19 protein-coding genes and 2 pseudogenes are annotated in these 18,548 nt (G+C 61.5%); 12 read left to right on the top strand and 9 right to left on the bottom strand.

The window, feature by feature from the left end:
• Positions 1-2 precede the first annotated feature (2 nt).
• The 6 genes and pseudogenes from ACVIYL_RS38050 to ACVIYL_RS38025 all read left to right on the top strand — a co-directional run bounded on the left by ACVIYL_RS38050 (position 3) and on the right by ACVIYL_RS38025 (position 5,635).
• Positions 3-1,664: a type II and III secretion system protein family protein gene (locus ACVIYL_RS38050; RefSeq protein WP_456780950.1), complete on the top strand. Its 1,662-nt coding sequence runs from the start codon at positions 3-5 to the stop codon at positions 1,662-1,664.
• 12 nt (positions 1,665-1,676) lie between these two features.
• The gene (locus ACVIYL_RS38045; protein ID WP_456780949.1) at positions 1,677-2,081 is read left to right on the top strand and encodes a hypothetical protein; all 405 of its coding nucleotides are present in this window, start codon (positions 1,677-1,679) and stop codon (positions 2,079-2,081) included.
• A gap of 169 nt (positions 2,082-2,250) precedes the next feature.
• The gene (locus ACVIYL_RS38040) at positions 2,251-2,787 is read left to right on the top strand and encodes a tetratricopeptide repeat protein (RefSeq protein ID WP_198400107.1); all 537 of its coding nucleotides are present in this window, start codon (positions 2,251-2,253) and stop codon (positions 2,785-2,787) included.
• Positions 2,788-2,922: 135 nt separating this feature from the next.
• Positions 2,923-3,459: a hypothetical protein gene (locus ACVIYL_RS38035; protein ID WP_456780948.1), complete on the top strand. Its 537-nt coding sequence runs from the start codon at positions 2,923-2,925 to the stop codon at positions 3,457-3,459.
• A gap of 181 nt (positions 3,460-3,640) precedes the next feature.
• The gene (locus ACVIYL_RS38030) at positions 3,641-4,765 is read left to right on the top strand and encodes an acyltransferase family protein (RefSeq protein WP_456780947.1); all 1,125 of its coding nucleotides are present in this window, start codon (positions 3,641-3,643) and stop codon (positions 4,763-4,765) included.
• Positions 4,766-4,794: 29 nt separating this feature from the next.
• Positions 4,795-5,635, top strand: a pseudogene (locus ACVIYL_RS38025) (IS5 family transposase).
• Between the two features lie 101 nt (positions 5,636-5,736).
• Here the strand turns inward: ACVIYL_RS38025 and ACVIYL_RS38020 are convergent.
• The 3 genes from ACVIYL_RS38020 to istA are packed head-to-tail and all read right to left on the bottom strand — an operon-like array spanning position 5,737 to position 8,333.
• Positions 5,737-6,021 (bottom strand): hypothetical protein, encoded by a 285-nt coding sequence (locus tag ACVIYL_RS38020; protein WP_456780946.1) that lies wholly within the window; start codon positions 6,019-6,021, stop codon positions 5,737-5,739.
• Positions 6,022-6,039: 18 nt separating this feature from the next.
• Positions 6,040-6,783 (bottom strand): IS21-like element helper ATPase IstB, encoded by a 744-nt coding sequence (istB, locus tag ACVIYL_RS38015; protein WP_076828398.1) that lies wholly within the window; start codon positions 6,781-6,783, stop codon positions 6,040-6,042.
• A gap of 11 nt (positions 6,784-6,794) precedes the next feature.
• Complete coding sequence (istA, locus tag ACVIYL_RS38010; RefSeq protein WP_456781930.1) at positions 6,795-8,333, bottom strand: IS21 family transposase; 1,539 nt, start codon at positions 8,331-8,333, stop codon at positions 6,795-6,797.
• A 305-nt stretch (positions 8,334-8,638) separates the two neighbouring features.
• On the opposite strand from istA, the pseudogene ACVIYL_RS38005 reads away from it, so the two are divergent.
• A pseudogene (locus ACVIYL_RS38005) lies at positions 8,639-8,782 on the top strand (transposase domain-containing protein); the annotation flags it as partial.
• On the opposite strand, the gene ACVIYL_RS38000 reads toward ACVIYL_RS38005, so the two are convergent.
• On the bottom strand, positions 8,758-9,108 hold the full coding sequence (locus ACVIYL_RS38000) for a hypothetical protein (RefSeq protein WP_456780945.1): 351 nt from the start codon (positions 9,106-9,108) through the stop codon (positions 8,758-8,760). The pseudogene ACVIYL_RS38005 and the gene ACVIYL_RS38000 sit on opposite strands and share 25 nt — an antisense overlap.
• A gap of 67 nt (positions 9,109-9,175) precedes the next feature.
• Complete coding sequence (locus ACVIYL_RS37995; protein ID WP_456780944.1) at positions 9,176-10,042, bottom strand: cache domain-containing protein; 867 nt, start codon at positions 10,040-10,042, stop codon at positions 9,176-9,178.
• 77 nt (positions 10,043-10,119) lie between these two features.
• Between ACVIYL_RS37995 and ACVIYL_RS37990 the strand changes: the two genes are divergently transcribed.
• Positions 10,120-10,449, top strand: coding sequence for a hypothetical protein (locus ACVIYL_RS37990; RefSeq protein ID WP_456780943.1), 330 nt, complete (start codon positions 10,120-10,122; stop codon positions 10,447-10,449).
• Positions 10,450-10,673: 224 nt separating this feature from the next.
• On the opposite strand, the gene ACVIYL_RS37985 is transcribed toward ACVIYL_RS37990, so the two are convergent.
• From ACVIYL_RS37985 to ACVIYL_RS37975, 3 genes are read right to left on the bottom strand one after another with little or no spacing between them, the layout of a single operon-like run.
• Positions 10,674-11,228, bottom strand: coding sequence for a hypothetical protein (locus ACVIYL_RS37985; protein ID WP_456780942.1), 555 nt, complete (start codon positions 11,226-11,228; stop codon positions 10,674-10,676).
• On the bottom strand, positions 11,225-12,412 hold the full coding sequence (locus ACVIYL_RS37980; RefSeq protein ID WP_456780941.1) for an ERF family protein: 1,188 nt from the start codon (positions 12,410-12,412) through the stop codon (positions 11,225-11,227). The genes ACVIYL_RS37985 and ACVIYL_RS37980 overlap by 4 nt, the downstream gene beginning before the upstream one ends.
• On the bottom strand, positions 12,396-13,250 hold the full coding sequence (locus ACVIYL_RS37975; protein ID WP_456781929.1) for a YqaJ viral recombinase family protein: 855 nt from the start codon (positions 13,248-13,250) through the stop codon (positions 12,396-12,398). The genes ACVIYL_RS37980 and ACVIYL_RS37975 overlap by 17 nt, the downstream gene beginning before the upstream one ends.
• An 862-nt stretch (positions 13,251-14,112) precedes the next feature.
• On the opposite strand from ACVIYL_RS37975, the gene ACVIYL_RS37970 reads away from it, so the two are divergent.
• Together ACVIYL_RS37970 and ACVIYL_RS37965 are read left to right on the top strand one after the other, a co-directional pair.
• A complete protein-coding gene (locus ACVIYL_RS37970) occupies positions 14,113-14,334 on the top strand; it encodes a hypothetical protein (RefSeq protein ID WP_456780940.1) in 222 nt (73 codons plus the stop codon).
• A gap of 804 nt (positions 14,335-15,138) precedes the next feature.
• The gene (locus ACVIYL_RS37965; RefSeq protein WP_456780939.1) at positions 15,139-15,558 is read left to right on the top strand and encodes a hypothetical protein; all 420 of its coding nucleotides are present in this window, start codon (positions 15,139-15,141) and stop codon (positions 15,556-15,558) included.
• A 160-nt stretch (positions 15,559-15,718) separates the two neighbouring features.
• Here the strand turns inward: ACVIYL_RS37965 and ACVIYL_RS37960 are convergent, their stop codons facing one another.
• A complete protein-coding gene (locus tag ACVIYL_RS37960) occupies positions 15,719-15,964 on the bottom strand; it encodes a helix-turn-helix domain-containing protein (protein WP_456780938.1) in 246 nt (81 codons plus the stop codon).
• A gap of 232 nt (positions 15,965-16,196) precedes the next feature.
• Between ACVIYL_RS37960 and ACVIYL_RS37955 the strand changes: the two genes are divergently transcribed.
• Entirely contained in the window at positions 16,197-17,174 is a 978-nt protein-coding gene (locus ACVIYL_RS37955; protein WP_456780937.1) for a restriction endonuclease, read from the top strand.
• A gap of 234 nt (positions 17,175-17,408) precedes the next feature.
• Positions 17,409-18,539, top strand: a complete 1,131-nt coding sequence (locus ACVIYL_RS37950) for a hypothetical protein (protein ID WP_456781928.1) — start codon at positions 17,409-17,411, stop codon at positions 18,537-18,539.
• Positions 18,540-18,548 lie beyond the last annotated feature (9 nt).

Below are 18,548 nucleotides of genomic sequence, written 5' to 3'. Positions count from 1 at the left end.
AAATGAGTGGCGGTCGCGTGTGGGGTAGCGCGGAACGTGGTCTTTTTGCCTTGAGCTTGGTGGCTCTTGGCGCGGCGCTTGCCTTTTTTCCGTCCGCTAACCGTGCGACGGCGGCAGACCGGCGGGGGTCAACCAGCGGCGGCGTCTTCGTCAGCGAAATGAGCGACGTCCAGCGCGTCAAGGTAACCGTCAACAAGTCGCGCACCTTCCGGGTCGATACGGCTTTTTCAACGATTGTCGCAGGCTCGCCCGAGATCGCCGATGTGAAGTCGCTGAGCGACCACCTGATCTACGTCCAAGGCAAGAAGACCGGCACCACCAACGTCATCCTGTTCGACAGCTCGATGAAGCAGATCGGCATTCTCGATGTCGAGGTGACCGTCGAGATCGGCAATCTGCAGCAGAACATCCAGAACGGCACGGGCACGCGCGGCATTCGCGTTTCCGCATCCGAAGGCCAGGTGGTGCTGAGCGGAATCGCCGCCGATGCAGTCGCCGCGGAGCGGGCGCTGACGATTGCCAAGGGCAGCGTTCCCGAGGGCGGCATCGTCGTCAACGCCATGAGCGTTGCGGCGCCGCAGCAAGTGATGCTCGAGGTGCGCTTCCTCGAGGTCAGCCGGCAGGCGGGGCGTGACCTCGGCGTGAACCTTATGGCGGCCAACGCCAATGGGACCAATATCGGGATTTCGGGGCAGGGCGGCGTCGTAGCCGCTGGCCGGACTCCCATTGGCGGTATCAACACTAACAATGGCACCTTCGGTGCCGGGGGCAGCCCCGTTGGATCCGCTCCTACAGGCAGCCTTCCTGTGCTTGGTACGATCGGAACGCTTGTTAGTTCTGCCGGCGGCGTATCCCCGGCTCCGTTCGGAAGTCTGCTGACCAGCATCTTGCGGACCAGCAACGGCAGTTCTGTGGATCTACTGATCACTGCACTGGAAACGAAGGGACTGGCGCGCCGGCTGGCAGAGCCGAACCTGACCACGCTTTCCGGCGATGCCGCGCGCTTCCTGGCCGGCGGCGAATTCCCGGTGCCGATCCCGAACACGACAACGAACGGCTTCCCGACTGTCACGATCGAGTACAAGAAGTTCGGCGTCGAACTGGCCTTCGTCCCAACCGTGCTCTCGCGCGGCTTGATCAACCTCCGCGTCGAGCCCTCGGTCAGCGAACTCGACTTCGCCAACTCGATCACGATCCAGGGCACCTCCGTTCCGTCACTGACCCGCCGCGACGCGCGCACCACGGTCGAGCTGCGCGACGGCCAGAGCTTTGCTATCGCCGGCCTGCTGCAGACCCGCAACACGCAGGACGTCTCGCAATTGCCGTGGATCGGCTCGGTGCCCGTGCTTGGAGCCCTGTTCAGCAGCAAATCGTACCAGCAACAGGAAACCGACCTGGTCATCATCGTGACGCCGCGCCTCGTCGCGCCGGCGGCGCCCGGTCAGCAACTGGCATCGCCGCTCGACTCCCGTCTGCCGGCCAACGATGTCGACTTCTTTCTCAATGGCCAGATGGAAGTCCGCAAGCGCTATGACGACTACGTCAATTCCGGCGGCGACGTGAAAGGGCCTTACGGCCACATCATTGCGCCGAATGCGATTGTGCCCGCTCCGCCTCCGGCGGCCGTGGGTGCAAACCAGCCGGTCGTGAAGACCCTGAACTAGAGGAGGCGAGAGATGACCATCAGGTATCTGGCTCTGCTCGCACCCGTCCTGCTCGGCGGCTGCTACGGCGTCTACGGCCATGACGAGATGGACCGCTACGTCCAGCGTTCCGACACCATCACGATGAGTGCCGGCAACGCCAAGGAGGTCAACGCCGTCACCCACACCATTCACCCATGGCCGTCCTATGTCGGCGATCGCAGGATCGCGTACGACGCGCGGCGAACGAGTGGTGCAGTGACACGCTATGGCAATCAGCAACGCCCGCTGGATCAGCTCCCCGACATGGGCGAGCCGACCAGGGCGATGGGCCAGGCGCCGCCCGTCACCACGATTCAGAATGTCAACACAACCGGATTGGGCGCGGGGACCGGTGGATCGGTGGCCGTGGGGGTCGGAGGCGGAGGAGGCAGGTAATATCATTGCAGCGTCGGCCAAGTGCCGGGCAGGGATTCGGAAGGTAGCGCGACGTTAGGTTTCGGCAGACCTTGGTATTTCGGTCGTGCCGTCTGTTTTGGTAGGTAGTTTTGCGATGGATCTTCGAATGGTGCAGGGGATGCGCTGGACTTGGGGAGCGGGGCGAGGATTGCATCGCCTCGCGCCTGCGTTGATCTGTTGCGGCTTGGCGACCGGTCTTGGGGCTTGTGACTACACGACGCGGGAAGCTGCGATCGTCGCGCCCGTGGATCCTCCGGGCGGCGATCCCGTGCAGGAGCCGACCGACGTCAAATACTATCCCTCCGACGAGCCGGTGCGGATGGGGCTCGAGCAGTACAACCGCGGCAATTACGGAATCTCGCAGCGCTATTTCAAGGATGCGGTCGAGAAGGCGCCGAAGGACGTGACGGCCTGGGTCGGGCTCGCGGCGAGCTATGACAAGCTGCGCCGCTTTGATCTTGCCGATCAGGCCTACGCGCAGGCGATCCGGCTTGGCGGTGAGACCGTCCAAATCCTCAACGACCAGGGCTATTCCCTTATGCTGCGCGGCAATCTCAGCGGCGCGCGGCGGAAGTTCGAGAAGGCCTATTCGCTCGATCCGGGCAACCCGGTGATCGCCAACAATCTCGAACTGCTCAACGGCAGCCGGCGGTTCATTGAGCGGCCGCCGAATAATCAGCCTTGAATTGGTGGCGTAACCGGCTGAATTTGTTGATCTCTGGCGGGCCTCCCAAGGCCTTTGGAGTGAGGAACTCTTAAAGGAAGTTCAACGTTTTTGACGTAAGCCAGACTGGTATTTCCTGACCAATGGCTTCGTCTCATGAACCGTCTTTTCAAGCTGCAATTCCTCGGACCGTTGGCGCTTTTTGTTGCCACGCTTGGCGCCGAACTGGCCGCACGTGCCCTTCAATGTGCCCCGAGATCCGAACTTCTCTGGTTCATCAATCTAAGGGTGTTCGGCATCTTTCAGCGAAGCTACGCGCTGTTGAGCGACGCGGTCGCGTATGACGGGTTTCAGCTGTTCGGAATTGCGCTTCCGATCTTCGCGCTGGCCTGCTTCGGGCTGGTGGCCAAGTCCAGGCTGCCGTTCACGGTCGCAACCCACTTGAGCGCGGGTTATGCCGGCTTTCTGGTGCTCTCATGGCAGACCGGCGTGCCCGCCCTCTCGCAACAGGCTTCGCTTGTACCCGTTGCAGTCCCGTCGGGCGCCGGTCTGTACGTCATGGCGACCATTTTCGGGGCATGCTTCCTGTCTTTCGTCGTCACACACCTGTTGTATTTGAGTGCCATGCGCAAGGAATTGGGTGCTTTGGCAGGCTGGCTGCGGACTGTACTGTCTCATGCGACGACTGCATAGTCGTTTCGGATTACTTGACCCGATCAGCAATTCCTCCCCTGAAGCGATGTCGCAATTGGCAGCTCCTGCGGTCCTCAATATCTATCGCTAGGGGTCCACGTTCCTGGACCTCGCCGACGGGAAATTGTTTGCTCCCCAAGGTGGTATATAGTCGTTCCGACTAGGTGCAGAGGGTGGCAGATTGGAATCTCACCGGATTGGGCAGGGAAGCCCAAGACACCACCCGCAGCCGGAACTGAGGGCGTTAACAGGGCTTCGCGGCGTCGCGGCTACCGCTGTTGCCCTCGCGCATTTTCAGCAGCTTTATCCAAACTACTCTAATGTTCCTTTCATGTGGCATAATGCTGTTGATCTGTTCTTTTGCCTCAGCGGCTTCACGATCTGTTATGTCTATCGCCGCGAGACCTTCCAATTTTCAAGCTACTTGGCAGCCCGAGTTGCCCGAATCTATCCATTGTACCTTTTAACCCTCGTCGTGGCTGGAGTAAGCATCGTCTGGCCGCTGCAGATCAATCCAACGACCTACCCGGTAAAAAACGCACTTTCGGATCTCCTCCTTCAGGGGTTCATGTTGAACTCATGGCCACTGATCGGCTCCGGCGTTCATTGGATGCCGCCGGCTTGGTCAATATCTGTCGAGTGGTTTTGTTACGTTCTTCTGTTCCCCCTTCTGCTATTTCAGAAGGCGCCACGGTCGACCCCAATGAGGTTGCTCTGCATTGTCCTGCTATCGGCAACCTCCTACTCTGTATTCGTGCGTTTTTTCGACGGCAACTTGGCAACCCCGGAGATATATGAGCCAAGGAGCCAATGGAGCTACTGGGTAGGCTTACTGCGAGGCGTCTTCAGCTTTACAGCCGGTTGGATCGTTTTCTGGTGCTTTGAGAAGCGAGACGGGCTTTACACCTTCTGCATAAATTTCCCAACGTTGATTTGGTTGGCCGTCGTTCTCATTGTGCTCCTAGGGTATTGTGGAGGCATCAATCCGCAGGCTCTGGTATTCCTCTTTCCGTTCGTGCTGCTTGCAGCAACAAGTCCAACGTCAGTCACGTCGCGCATACTGGGATCGAAGGTGCTGCACTTCATCGGAGTTATTTCATACTCCATCTACATGATGCACTTTGTCCTTCTAATAGGCTTCCTTGCTGCTTTCGGTTCGCCTGATACTTGGTCGATATCCGTTTATGCCCTTTCGGCCGCGATTTCGCTTGTCGTCTTCACCGGCACCTATTTCGCGATCGAGATGCCGGCTCGCAACGCCATACGGGACCTTCGGCGCATGCGCCTTGTTCGGAGAAGCGCGTAGACCGAACTCGACTACAGAGACGCCAGCCTATCCAATCGCCCTGTTCCCGGTCCCGCTGTCAGCATGACAGACGAGCGCTCCGCTATGTAAGCGATTGTACGGATGCGGAATGGGCCTTGATCGAGCTGTTGATGCCAAGGCCGAGCAAGGTCGGACGACCGCGCAAGACCAGCATGCGATCGGTATGGGATGCGATCCAGTATATTGCGACGACGGGATGCCAATGGGCGCTTTTGCCGAAGGATTTTCCTCCCTTCACGACAGTCCAGTACTATTTTTATGGCCTGCGCGACAGCGGGATGTTGGATTTGATCAATGAAGCCTGGTTGAAATCGCGCGTAGGCTTGCTGGACGGGAGCCACAACCAACGGCGGCGATCATCGACAGCCAATCGGTCAAGACAACCGAGAGCGGAGGGCCACGCGGCTTTGATGCGGGCAAGGCAATCAAAGATCGCAAGCGCCACATCGTCACCGATACACAAGGAAATTTGCTGAGCGCCATCGTGCACCCGGCCAATGTTCAGGATCGGGACGGCGCGCCGACGGTCGTCACTTTGGCGAGTGCGAGCTAACCGACTATTGCACACTTGTTTGCGGACGGCAGCTACGCCGGCGAAAAGCTTGAAAACGCGCTCCGGAAAATCGACGGGCCCACGATTGAAATTGTCAAACGCCCGGAAGACGCAAAAGGCTTCATTATTGTTGCCCGACGCTGGGTCGTCGAACGCACGTTGGCAGGCTCAACCGCTGCCGACGTCTCGCCAAAGATTGGGAGGCCTCCGTCACCTCGGCTGAAGCATGGCTCCTTATCGCATCAACGCGAGAACTGTTGCGCCGCATCGCAAGATCGGCCAACCTCAAGTCATGAATTTGAGGCAGACTCTAAGGACGACAAGCCCCGGATCGTCGAGGAGGGCGCGGTCGTTTCCGAGGTTACCAAGCGCCACGAGCTGACCCCACAGCATGTATTCACCTGGCGCCAGCAAGCACGCCGGTTGCGGACGCCAGGCTGCGGATTCCGATGATCTCGCCCGGGTGTACCGATTTGATCTCGCCCAGGATTCCGAGATGATCTCGCCCACCATTCCGATTTGATGTCGCCCGGGGCGCGAGGCGTTCTGGCTGTTTGGTTTCTGGCATCGGTGAAGCCGCGGGGTCAACCTTGAATCGCGGCTTGAGGCCCTTCTTCGTCTGCTGTTGGTCTGCTGTGGGCATGTGGGCAACGCTCTTTGCGTTGTCCAAGCGCAGCGGCATGTCCACAGCGCCACTGGCTCAGGCCTTTCGATCGGGTTTGCGGGTTCGCCGCAGGCTCTCGCCGTTGAGATCGATCCGGTGGGCGTTGTGGACCAGGCGGTCGAGGACGGCATCGGCGTAGGTGGGATCGCCGATCAGCGCGTGCCATTGATCGACGGGGAGCTGGCTGGTGACGGTGGTGGAGCGGCGGCCGTAGCGGTCCTCGAGGATCTCGAGGAGGTCGTGGCGGGCTGCGGCGTCGAGCGGCTCGAGGCCCCAGTCGTCGAGGATGAGCAGATCGATGCGGCCGAGCGCCCGCAGGAGCCGCGGGTGGCGGCCGTCGCCGCGCGCCAAAGCGAGATCGGTGAACAGCCGCGGGACACGCTGATAGAGCACGGAGCGATTGTCGCGGCAGGCCTTGTTGCCGAGCGCCGAGGCGAGCCAGCTCTTGCCGACGCCGGAGGGCCCGCAGATCAGCAGGTTGGCGTGGTCGTCGATCCATTGGCCTTCGACCAGCATCGTCAGGAGGCTGCGGTCGAGGCCGCGCGGGGTGCGATAGTCGATGTCCTCGACGCAAGCCTGCTGGCGCAGCTTGGCGTATTGCAGCCGCTTCGATAGCCGCTTGTCGCGTCGCAGCGAGGCTTCGCGTTCGAGCAGCAGCGCGAGCCATTCGGCATGGCCGAGGCTTGCGGCATCGCCGCCGGCTTCGATGTCGGCAAAGGCCTTGGCCATGCCATGAAGGCCGAGCGCGTGGAGTTGATCGAGGGTCGGATGCGTGAGCAAGGCGTGATCTCCTAGTTGTAGTAGCGCGGCCCGCGGATGTTGGGATGAAGGACCGGCGCGTTGTCCGCGGGGCGCTTGGGTGAAGGACGCCGATCGAGGTTGTTGGCAAGGATCGATTTGACCGAGCCGTAGGTGCGCGCGCCGATGTCGATCGCCCGCATGGCGGCAGCATCGAGCCGCTCTTGCCCGTAGGATTGGCCGAGCCGGATGATGCCGAGGCAAGCGCGGAAGCCCTGCTCGGGGTGCGCCCGCTCATCGAGGATCAGGTCGCACAGCGCCGCGGTGGCCGGCCCGATCGTGGCGGCCTCCTTGCGAATGCGCTCGATGGTCCAGCCGGCGTAGCGCCGATGACTGGACGCCATGTGTTCCGGCACGGTGGTGTGCTTGTGGTTGCCGCTCATGCGCTGATGCGCGGCGATCCGCTCGCCCTTGTGGAAAATCTCGACGGTGCGGGCGGTGAAGCGCACCTCGACCTCGGCGCGGACGAAGCGATGCGGGACGCTGTAGTAATGCGCCTCGACCTCGACGTGATAGTCGATGCTGACCCGGCAGATCCGCCACTCGGCGAACACGTAGGGGCTCTCCGGCAAGTCCTTGAGCGCCGGCCGGTCGATCTCCTCCAATAGCTTGCGGCGGGTCACGCCGAGCCGCCGGATCGGCCGCTCCTCGTTGAGCCGGGTCATTAGCTCGGTGATCGCCGCGTTGACCTCGGCGAGGCTGTGGAAGGTGCGGTGGCGCAGCCGCCCGAGCAGCCAGCGCTCGACCATGAGGACCGCCTGTTCGACCTTCGCCTTGTCCCGTGGCCGTCGCGGCCTCGCCGGCAGAATGGCGGTGCCGTAATGCGCCGCCATGTCGGCGTAGCTGCGGTTGATCTGCGGGTCGTAGAAGCAGGCCTTGATCACTGCGACCTTGGTATTGTCCGGCACCAGCAGCGCCGGCACGCCGCCGATCGCCTCGAAGGCGCCGACGTGGCCGCTGATCCAGTCGGCGAGCCCCTGCGTCCAGGTCGCCTGCGCGTAGGTGAAGCTCGATGCGCCGAGCACCGCGACGAAGATCTGCGCGGCGCGTCGCTCGCCGGTGAACCGGTCGATTACCACCGGCACGCCGTCGCCGGCATAGTCGACGAACAGCTTGTCGCCGGCCGTATGCGACTGGCGCATCGTCACCGACAGGCGGCCTTCCCAGGCGCGGTAGAGCTCGCAGAACCGCGAATAACGATACCCGCCGGGTTCGCCCGCGATGTACTCGTCCCACAGGATCGACAGCGTCACATGCTTGCGCCGGAGTTCGCGGTGTACCGCCGCCCAGTCCGGCTCGGCCTGCCGGCGATGGCCCCGCCGGGTGCCGGGACCGGCTCCCGCGCTGGCGAACAGCCGGGCTTCCAGCGCAGCGTCGGTGATGTCGTCGGGCAATGGCCAGGTCAGCCCCGCTGCCTCGACCCGGTGGATCGTCAACCGCACCGTCGAAGGGGCTGTCCCCACCCGCCGCGCAATCTCGCGGGTCGGCATCCCGGCCGACTTCAATCTGATCACATCGCGCACATGGCGCATCGCAAACCTCTCCGTCGGCATCCAGGTCCCCCTTCGCAAAGCCGAAAGGCGGGACCGTATCGGAGCCAGAAGAGGCCTCGTCACCCCGGGTTCGCCCTTGCGATACCCCGGGCGACATCATCCCGGAATGGTGGGCGAGATCATCTCGGAATGGTGGGCGAGATCATCTCGGAATGGCGGGCGACATCAAATCGGAACGGTGGGCGAGATCATTCCGGAATCGTGGGCGACATCGAGCGGAATCAGCACGCCAGGCTGACGATCCGCCGCTTGTACCGGCCGTGGTAGCAGCAGTGGCGACTGCTGTCGCGTCCCTAGTCGAGGCCTGCAAGCTCAACGACGTCGACCCGCTTACTTATCTCACCGACATTCTGACCAGAATCGTCATAGGGTTAGAAGCAGCGCCGCCATATACGTTGGCAAATCATTCGCTGCCGTTGGATCTTTGACGGACGATACTCTCGTCGCGTCCCTTACCACGTTGCAGCATCGCAAACTCCTTCAGGACTTCATTTACTTCACCGATCTCTTTGGAGCTAATGTTCACGTCGTTCATGAGTTCGATATTTCCATTGCGTGCCAGCTGCGCGTTCGTGAGCAATTGGGTCATCGGCGCTCCGAGAGTCCGGCTCATTGCATATCCGACCGCACAAGCAAACAAGGTGGCGAGACCAATGACCCCGATTAAAGTAAGGGTACTTCCAGAGGTGGGCTTGAGCTGTGCAGTGCTCGATACCGTAACCACGAGCTGCCACGGCCAGTCGATGCTGGACATCTTGCCGACCGCGACAAAGTAACTTGTCCGTCTGCGTTCGCTTCCCAAACGTTCGCCGAGCGCGCGCCTATTGGTTTTCAGAGAGTCCTTTTTGCACCCGTTCATGTAGTTTGCCTTCGATGCCAGGCAACTCGGAAATGGTTCGAAACCGAAGGGCGTTGTTCCCTGCCGCGCTATCCGACAAGACGACGTTGGCGCTGCTGTGGGCAATCACCTTCCCCTCGGACGTGGAGATGTAGACCGATTTTCCCCTTAGCAGGCTGGTTTCGGCAAGGTGTCGCGAAATTTCGCTTATCTCCATATCAACTCCGAGCACGGCTTCAACCGCACCGTCTTTGCCGATAATAGCAGCGGCGAGCGTGATCCCGGGTTTCTGTGAGGTGAAGAAAATGTACGGCTCGGTCCATGCGCGACCGCGCCGTTCAACCGCGGAGCGATACCAGCCGCGTTCGCGTGGATCATAGTTATCGGCGGGATCCTGCTCGCTCTTGATAACGGCGTAGTCGGGCCGTCGCCACGTCAGCTCGACCTCGCGGCCACGGGAACCATTGCGTATTACCTTGGTGCGGGTGCCGCCTTCGACCTTCTCGTTGCTCCGCATTACGTAGAGGAATTCGCCTGCGGAGTTGCCAACATAAAGACCCGCTAAGCGCGGCTGAAGCCGAAGCTGCCCAAAGAGATAGCGCTCAAGCAGCTCGGGCCTATCCAACCCGAGGGTGTGCTTCGACAACAATATTTGACCAGCCTCCGCCACCACCTCGGTAGGCTTGAAGTAATCCTCGGTCGTCGCGATTGACTGCAAAGCGGCCTCTTCGGCCCTCTGCTGTGTCAGGGAAGTAAGTTCGGGCCGGAGTATGTAGAAATACCAGCCGAGAATTAGTGCAACGCTGACAACTTGGCTGAGGAGGACAGCGAGAAAAGCTTTCCGGCCCATGGCCTGCTGCTTCCTGCTGGAGAAATGGAAGAACTGGAGCTTAGATGCATGAAAACGCTTAGATTGCACGATTCCAAATGAGCATCGCGACTTACACAATTATGCCCCCCTGGGCTACCCAAGCAATCCAGAAACGGCGCGTCTATGCGGGCTTCCTAGTCTATTCTTGGCGTGCCGGTGTGCCCACCACGGCACAGGCTTCGCTCGGTTTGAACGCAATTCCGTCCGGCTCCGGCCTGTACGTGATCGCGACGATTTTGGGTGCTTGCTTCCTGTCATTTGGGATCACGCACCTGCTTTATCTCGAGGCCGTGCGGCGGGAGATCGGAGCCTTGATCCGGCGGCTGCGGCCTGTCTCGGCATGGCCGGCTTTGTCGGAATCCGCACCCGGCTTTTTGCTCGCGTAACCTCGCCGGGCTGGGCGCCAGAAATGACATGTGTCCAGCGGTGGACTTCGCGCCGAGAACGTTGGCAGAGCCATCTGTCGGCGCGCGAGCGGGACCGAGACGAGTCACCCTTGCTTGGTAGATCGCCAAGATCTTTTGCATCCCGGGCGCACACAACCACATCCGCTGGAGCACATCGCCGTCGGTCATAGCTGGTGGAATCTGCTTCTCGGCGATGACCTAGCCTATCGACCGTTCCGATAGCGGTCGATTTCCCGGAGCAAGAGCGTTCGGCGCTTCTGGGCCGCGATCAACAGCCCCTCGAACATCAAAAAGATTTCGCTGGCTTGGACGAAGACGTCCAGATTCAGCGTTTGCTGATCAAATCCGTAAGCGGTTAAGCGAGCCTCGATTTCGCGCGCGGCATCTTGATCTGAGCGCCAGCTCAACGCGTTTTGGCGGAGCTGGAAGGTTGCATCCTCGGCGAACTCCGGTTTGATTCCCGCGAGGTCAATGCGGCGCAGCGCGGTCTCGATCGCTTGCTGGCGGTGATCCTCCAGCAGCGCGTGGCGTAGCAGCCGGTAGCGGCGGATCTCCCATGTGAGCTCCGCGATATCAATGGCGAGCAGCCATTCGAGGGCCGATCGGGGTGCTATGTCGGCGAAGACGGCCTGCTGCAGCAAATGATACCCTTCGAGGCTTTCACCGGGCAGTAGCAGCGGCGCGGGCATTAAAGCCTCAAGCTCGAGCGGCAGTGCTGCAACTGCCAGCTGTCGGGCGGCGGGGACAGGCCGGTTCATGGCGCGGCGGCCTCCTGATCGACGCTGGCGAGGCGCGCGCCATTGGAGGCCGGTGCCGAGTGGGTTTGTTGGGCGGAGCTCGCCTGCCAAAGCTCCTTGGCGAAGGAGAGCGGAGCGATCTGCAGATTGGCCCACCAGGCCCTTTCGTTGCCGTGACGATGCAGATCCTGGTGGTGCGCTCGACAGAGCGGCACGGTGAACTCGTCGCTGACCTTACGGCCTAAGGTTCTGGGCTGGGCGAACTTGAGGTGGTGGGCGTCACTCGGAGTTCGTTTGCAGACAAGACAAGGCCGCCCGCGGACGAAGAGGAGATGCGCCTTGCTGCGCTTGCGGGGGCTTTCCTTTGGGAAAGCGAGCCCAGCATCGGAGGCATCGGCTTGAGCTTGCGCTTGGCCGGCCTCGGAGTCTGCCGTGGCTTCCGGCTGAGGCTGCGGCGCAGAGGACGGCGAGACCGATGCGGACGGCTCGCTGGTTGTTTCGATGGGCGCGGGAGGCGCGGCCTCGAGCCGTCGCTGGTAGGCGGCCTCGAGGCGCCGGGCGTCATCTTCGATGAGGGTGTTCTTGAGCGGCAGGCTCGCTTTGGCCCAAGCGAGTAAGGCCTCGGTGGAATATGAGGCCTCGAGCTGGGCTAACAGCCGCGCGCAGAGTTCGGCCGAATGCTGCGGCCCAAGCAGCGCCGGGCGGTTGAGGACGCCCTTGGCCGGCCTGGCCTTTGATCCGCCGACGCTTTGGGGCTCGGCAGGCGGCGGGCTCGCCATTGCGTCCGGGGCGTCGAGATCATCTTCACCGGCGATCCCGACGAGGGCGAACAGCGCGTAGCGCCGGGCATAGGTCAAGGCCGCGCCCATTCGGTGCGGCGCCTCAATGTCCTTGGCGGCGCAGACCGGAAGATCGGAGGAGATCCACTCCCCGGAGGAATGCGCGAGCAGGGTGGTCAGGTGAATCTGCCCGGTGGCTGCCTCCAGGCGGGTGGTCTGGACCGTGGCGATTTCCTGCTGGCTTAGGCTTTTGCGGACGATGTCGAGGCCGCTCGCGAGCGAGGCGTAGCGGAAGGTCCGGTCGTCCTCCCTGGGGAAGGGCGAGCGGATGGTGGCGGTGAGCGTCTTTTCGGGGTTGACGAGGTCGGCCTGGGCCCGCGCCAGGGCGGCGGCGATGGCGCCGATGCTCTCACTGGACTGCGGCATGGGTCGTCTCCACCTCGATGGCATCGAAGCTGATGGCGCCGGATTTCGACCGCTTGGCGCGCACGCCGTGGCCTGCCGCCTCCTTGGCATCCTCGGGCACGAGCGCCTTCAGCTCCGCTTTCGCCACCTCGTGGTCGCCATGGGCGAGGCGGGTGCGCAGATAGGTTGCGGCCAGCTCGGCCCAGAGATTGGATGACGTCATGTCGACGATCTTGACCGCCTCCAGGCGCGGTCGGGGCGGCTCGGCACCAAACAGGGCCGGGGGCTCGCCGGTTTTGACGCAACGCCAGAACCTCTTCTCGGCGGTCAGCAAAAGGTGCTGATAGAGCGGATCGGCATGGACGTTGATCTCGACCCATTTGCCGCCACCGGTGATGATCGACAGCACGGCCGAGCGCGCAGCCACCACCCACATGTTGTGCTGCAATTGCGCCATGTGCTTGTCGGCGGCACCCTCCTCGGTGAAGGCCCAGGGCAGCATGAATTTGGCTTCGAACACCGCGCCGGTCTGCTCGACGATGCCGTCGAGCGTTGCCGCCATCCATGTATGGACGGGGTGACGGACGCGCTTCTGGACGTCCTTTATGGTCTGGCCGCTATTGCGCTGATACCAGCTGCGATTGAGCTCTTCGGTGGCGGTGCCGAGCTGGACGATCAGATTGCCGGACAGGTCTTCAGGCTCGCTCTCGCCGCGCTTTTCCCGCCATAAGCGAATGAGGTCCGCCTCATCATTGCCCATGATGATGCGGGCATCCGAGCCGCCGATGAAATGGCGGCGATCGGAAGGGCTGAACTTGACGAGCTGGAAATGTGGCTCCGTTGCGCCACCGGCCTCAATGGTACTCACCGGTCTCTCCTGATGTGAACAGCGCGGCGATGGTCGCCGCACTGCTCAAACCCCGCGGAATGCGAGGGGAGAGATCGGGGCCGCTTGGTGCCCGGCCGACTCAGTAACGCTCCAATGGCACGCGAATGCCAGTCCTTTCTGCAGCAACAATCTTGCTCTTTTGCGCGCCAAAGCTTGATGCGGATAGCGGATCAGAGCGAGGTGGTGGACGTGACCGCTAAGGGGGAGAATGGAGCATGGCGACAGATCGACAAATCGAAGCCAATCGGAGAAATGCTAGGCACAGCACGGGCCCGAAGACAGGCCAGGGGAAGCTTCGATCAAGCCGGAACGCGCTCCGCCACGGTCTATCGCGGCCAGCGCCGCATGACGATGCGGGGTGTGAGGCGCTGACACGGGGCCTTCTGGATTGGATGGCGCGAGAGGCGCCCTCCATTGAGCCAGCGGACGTCGTACGTACCAAGTTGGAGTTCGCCCGCTTGCGCGCGGTTCGTCACGAACTACTGGCTGCTTTCCTAAAGACTCCTGACGCAAAATTGCGAAAACGGCTGCTGGGGCTGGAACGCTATGAGCGCGCGGCCTTTGCACGACAGACGCGGGCGATGCGGCGCAGCGGCTAGCGCCCCCGATTTGGCATCGAACAAAACAAAGCCAATCGGAATGCCGCCCGCCGGCGAATCTTACTCGAAGGCGTACCTTGCTGGCGCCGCCGCGTACGGTGCCGTGCCCCAAGGATCGGGAGCCTCTCGCGTAATCCTGCTCAACGGGCGATAAGCATCACTGCAGAATCGACTGGACCTGCGGCGCAAACGGAGCGTTCCTGCAATGCGAAGAGCAGGGAGGAGCGCGTGCGATGGACGACCCATGGATCGAACCGGCCATTACGGCCTGCCTTAAGAACGTTCACGCCAAGCTCAAGGAGGCCGAGCAGATTGCCAGAGCCGCAGCCGTCTGCGCCGAGACGGGCAGCGCCAGCGAGGGCGTGCGCGTCTCCATGGACATCGAGCAATTAATCTATGACGACGGGCGGCTCCAGGACGCGGCGTCTTTGTTGCGGACATTGCTGCGAACCTGAGACGACCTGACCTCGCAGGCCGAATTCGAAGACTTTTCTGGTCGGCTCGAACGCGAATGGGAGCAGCATCCTTTTTGTTTACCCGTTAGCGAAGCCTTCTAGGTTTGCTCATCTCAGCGAGTCCCTTTGGCGTAATCCGGTAACGGACTTCGTCGCCGGTCTCTTGAACTTCGATCCATTGATTGTGAAGCAAGGTCAGTTTCAGTTTTGGCTGATCGGGTAGGTCGGACGAGCGCATCCATGCCCCGTTCCGAAGGTACTCTAGAAACTGCCGATGGCGCTGGTTGAAGGGCACGGCCAAGTCAAACCCAAATTGAATTCGCAATCGATCACGAGGTGAGAGCAAGAAAATGCAATAAGGCCCCAAAACCCACTGAGACGACAATTGCGATCAGCGCAATGCGGATTGGCGGCAATCCACCCCACGCCACGGAAAACACTTTTAATAGAATCGCAGACGACGAGGAGATGCATCGTAGGGTCTCGATGCCGACGCGTCTTGGCCCATTTGGGTCACGGGCCAATCCAGTCAAGAGAGATGCGCTCCATGACGTCATTCGGCGCGTCAGCTATGCGCGCCAGCCGAGCACGTGGGATAGTCTCGCGCGCAACCTCAAGGGCAGCGACGTCTTCGCATTTCGCCCGGCCGTTGGATGTCCGCATTGACAATGATCGGGATAGAGACAACGTTTGGCGCAACGCGACATTGGATCGTGGTGCCTTAACCATGACCCGCTCCGATCGGTGAGCTCATGGCGGTTGATTGGAGCACGAGACCAACTTTGCAGTACGAGATCGATTTTGATGACCCAAGTTGTTTTCACCTGCACCGATTGCGGTGCGCTTTATTTTGCGGTGCAAGAACAGGGGCGTGCCCCGGCACCGCCGCGCAGCTTCAATTGCGCAGAGTGCAACGCGCCAGTCCATTCACGGGAAGGCCAATTCAACTACACCCGCTGGAGAAGGTTTGTCCCGGCCCGCAACGCGATCAGCGATCAGGGGGTGATCTTGACGACGCAAAGCGAGGCTGCCGATGCAGCGCAGCAAAGCGAGGCTGCCGATGCAGCGCAGGCGTTCAGGCTGCTGCGGGCCTTTCGCTCGATCCGCGACCGTGCCGCCCGATTTAGAATCGTCGAAAAAGCTGAGGCCATGGCGGAAAACCAATGGCACCACGAAACGGCCGACGAGCATCAGTGTTGGGTCTCGGATACCAGCCTGTACTGATCATTTTCCGCTGATATCGGATGATCGTGCCGGTGGCATGTCGCCGATGCCCGGGAGCGCTTAGCCTGCGCGTCGGTTAATGGCGCGGTCACGCGGTCGGCTTTTCGGTGGGTGGGCGATTCGCCGATTGCGCGAGGTGGGCGGCGGGCTTGCGTTATGCCTAGTGGCCCTTGCCACGCAAAAATTGCCTGAACAGCTTGGCTGGATCGGCACCAAGGGCTTCGGCGATTGCGATGAACTCGATGACATCGAGCCGCCGTTCGGCGCCCTCGTATTTGGCAACAAAAGATTGCGGCTTACCAAGTTTCTTGGCCAGCGCGTGCTGGCGAATGCCGGCCTTCTGTCGTTCCGCGACGAGGAGCGCGATAAGGCGTTGATATTCGGCAGACCGGAGGGATTTTTGCATCGCCGACGGGCAGTGAGGATTCGGGCGACAGACAATCTGATCCCAGATTCGGATTATCCAAAAATCGGATATTATTAATCGTAACTCCTTAAGGTTCGGGACATTCGCTCGACTTTAGGACCGGAACGAGCGAACTGATCGATCCGCGATGATGCTGTTGGGATTGGCGGAGATGGCGATACAGAGCAGCGGTGTAGGAGGGCCTATCGAGGAACAGAAGGGGAGTCGTTCCTTGGCCATACCGAGCGCGCGCCGATGCGAGAGCAGCGCGGATAAACCGTTCCCGTTCAATGTTGGCGAGGTGCGCTACATTAAGCTGGGTGAGCGCGGCAAATGGGCCAGCGAGGCGATAAGGGAAGGTATTCTGCCGTTTGGATATCGCGCCGTAACACATTCGACATGCGTGCAGGGCGATTGGGACGGGGTGCGCCAGGAACTCGCTGCGATGGGCCGAACGAAAGCCGGAGTAGGGCAGGGCCTGCGCGAGCTTCAGGCGTTTTATTCGTTGGGTGAAGATACCTTATGGGTGACCATCGCGGACGGACATCTTTGGTGGACGTTCGCGGACGCGGCCGTGGTTGCGGCCGGTGACGATGATGCTGCGGCGCCGGCTCGGTTTCGTCGCACGCGCGGCGGCTGGCGGTGTACCAGCCTGAGCGGGAAGCCACTGACCTCGCGTAGCTTAAGCTCAGCGTTGACCAGCACCGCGAACTACCAGATGACGATCTGCGCGGTCCGGCACGCGGATTATTTGCTGCGACGGATTCGCGGCGAACGCGAACCGCTACGCGCCAAGGCTGATCTCCTGCTAGCGGAAATGACCACAACGGTCGCCGCCATGGTGCGCCGCCTTGACTGGCGGGATTTCGAGACGCTGATCGATTTGATCTTCTCCCGCGGCGGTTGGCAACGAACAAGCCCGCTCGATGGCAACCAGGCCGACGTCGATTTGATCTTAAGGCAGCCGCTCATCGGCGAGACCGCCTGGGTGCAGATCAAATCACGAACCTCGCAGGCTGAATTCGAGGATTACCTTGGCCGGTTCGAACGCGAGGCGAACTGCGATTTCTTCTTCTTTATCTATCACAGCGCGCCTCGCCCGATTGATGGGCCTGCCCACATGAGGGTCCGTCTTTGGTCGGCCGACCAAATAGCGAGCGCGGCGATCGACGCTAGTCTGGTGCGCTGGCTGTCCGAACGCTCGACGTAAGGTGGTCAACTCTTGGCGTCTAATCCTCTCTCGCCGGCAGAAGTAACCTTTCGCGCCGTACCAATTTTAACGGTGTCGAAAAAGTGCCAACGGGCAACGAGTTGTATTCTAGCAACATCGTTCGGAAAGGTGCGTCGTTAACCTTCTTTGGCCATTGCGCGGCCGCGCGCTGTGCCGACAATCCGCCTCGTCACATGCTGCAATCTGGCTCCCGAGGAGCCCGTGGAGGCTGGGATGATGGACTCGCGGCAGGTGCGGGCGGCGGCGTTGGGCGGGACGATCGTTCTGTCGGGCTGTATTGTCTCGTGGTGTGCGGCGTTCGGTTCGGCTGGCATCGAAAAGATCGGCGCGTCAGTTGATGATTCCTACGCACCTGCTGTTGTCGCCGATGCCGTATCGGCGACATCTGCCGCGTCGAACGCTGTCGTCGATGATCCCAATGCCGCGACCATGAGCGAACAGGAAGCGGCGGCGACCACCAATGCTGCGCCGACCGTGCACGAGACGGAACCTGTCGTCGCGGCCGCGTTGACCGATCCGGCGCTGCCGGCGGACACTCAACCGGTGCAGGCGCCGGCAGCGAATACGCCGAATGCGGAACCTCGGTTGGTCAAGGCGGCGGTGGATTCCGTCGAAATCCTCGACGAGTGCTGGGACGTCAACGCCTGCATCGACCGCTATCTGTGGGCGCTCTATCAAAGGACGCCCAAGGAAGACACCATCAAGGTGCCGGAGCAGAGGCAGGTGACGGTCAAGAGAAAGAAGAAGATGGTGACGGTCACCAGAACCTTCACTAGGCTCGTCGATGAGGATTTCGCCTGGAAGGACACCAAGGCGGCCGAAAGAGCCGGCATGCCCATGATGGACTACGTCATGGGAGGCGTCGATCGGAGCTTCAAGCTGAAGCTCTTTCATGCGCTTCTCGCGGCGGAGCAGGCCGGCCTGTCGCCCGGCATCACCAGCGCTTTCCGCGATGACTACCGCCAGTCGATTGCAAGCGGGCTGAAGGCCGCCAGCAACAGGTCGTATCACGGCGGCAGCCTTCGTGGCGGCTACGGCCATGGGCTCGCGGCCGACATCGTCAGCATCGACGGCGCGACGCGCGACGACCGCTTTAGATCATCGGAAAAGCTCTGGAAATGGGTCGACGCGCACGGCCGGAAGTTTGGCGTCGCGCGCCCCTATCTCGATTTTGACCCGGCCCATCTGGCGCCGATCGATGGCCGAGAATATGCTGCCCACCGCGGCGGCGTCAAAACGCGCCACGTGGCGCTGGACGCGAAGACGCGCGGCGCGGCGCACGATAATCACGCCGCGGTGAAACGGGCAAAGACCGCGAAGTCATCAAAGCTGCGAACAATCTGAGCGGGATCA

This window comes from Bradyrhizobium sp. USDA 3315, assembly GCF_054056795.1.
This window is presented reverse-complemented; position numbering and strand designations above follow the sequence as displayed.

What these genes read in the sequence shown, in the direction of transcription:
- ACVIYL_RS38050 (WP_456780950.1), top strand. Translation starts at nt 3, where the DNA reads ATGAGTGGCGGTCGCGTGTGGGGTAGCGCGGAACGTGGTCTTTTTGCC.
- ACVIYL_RS38045 (WP_456780949.1), top strand. Translation starts at nt 1,677, where the DNA reads ATGACCATCAGGTATCTGGCTCTGCTCGCACCCGTCCTGCTCGGCGGC.
- ACVIYL_RS38035 (WP_456780948.1), top strand. Translation starts at nt 2,923, where the DNA reads ATGAACCGTCTTTTCAAGCTGCAATTCCTCGGACCGTTGGCGCTTTTT.
- ACVIYL_RS38020 (WP_456780946.1), bottom strand. Translation starts at nt 6,021, where the DNA reads ATGCCGCTGCGCTTGGACAACGCAAAGAGCGTTGCCCACATGCCCACA.
- istA (WP_456781930.1), bottom strand. Translation starts at nt 8,333, where the DNA reads ATGCGCCATGTGCGCGATGTGATCAGATTGAAGTCGGCCGGGATGCCG.
- ACVIYL_RS38000 (WP_456780945.1), bottom strand. Translation starts at nt 9,108, where the DNA reads ATGTCCAGCATCGACTGGCCGTGGCAGCTCGTGGTTACGGTATCGAGC.
- ACVIYL_RS37995 (WP_456780944.1), bottom strand. Translation starts at nt 10,042, where the DNA reads ATGGGCCGGAAAGCTTTTCTCGCTGTCCTCCTCAGCCAAGTTGTCAGC.
- ACVIYL_RS37990 (WP_456780943.1), top strand. Translation starts at nt 10,120, where the DNA reads ATGAGCATCGCGACTTACACAATTATGCCCCCCTGGGCTACCCAAGCA.
- ACVIYL_RS37985 (WP_456780942.1), bottom strand. Translation starts at nt 11,228, where the DNA reads ATGAACCGGCCTGTCCCCGCCGCCCGACAGCTGGCAGTTGCAGCACTG.
- ACVIYL_RS37980 (WP_456780941.1), bottom strand. Translation starts at nt 12,412, where the DNA reads ATGCCGCAGTCCAGTGAGAGCATCGGCGCCATCGCCGCCGCCCTGGCG.
- ACVIYL_RS37970 (WP_456780940.1), top strand. Translation starts at nt 14,113, where the DNA reads ATGGACGACCCATGGATCGAACCGGCCATTACGGCCTGCCTTAAGAAC.
- ACVIYL_RS37965 (WP_456780939.1), top strand. Translation starts at nt 15,139, where the DNA reads ATGACCCAAGTTGTTTTCACCTGCACCGATTGCGGTGCGCTTTATTTT.
- ACVIYL_RS37960 (WP_456780938.1), bottom strand. Translation starts at nt 15,964, where the DNA reads ATGCAAAAATCCCTCCGGTCTGCCGAATATCAACGCCTTATCGCGCTC.
- ACVIYL_RS37950 (WP_456781928.1), top strand. Translation starts at nt 17,409, where the DNA reads ATGATGGACTCGCGGCAGGTGCGGGCGGCGGCGTTGGGCGGGACGATC.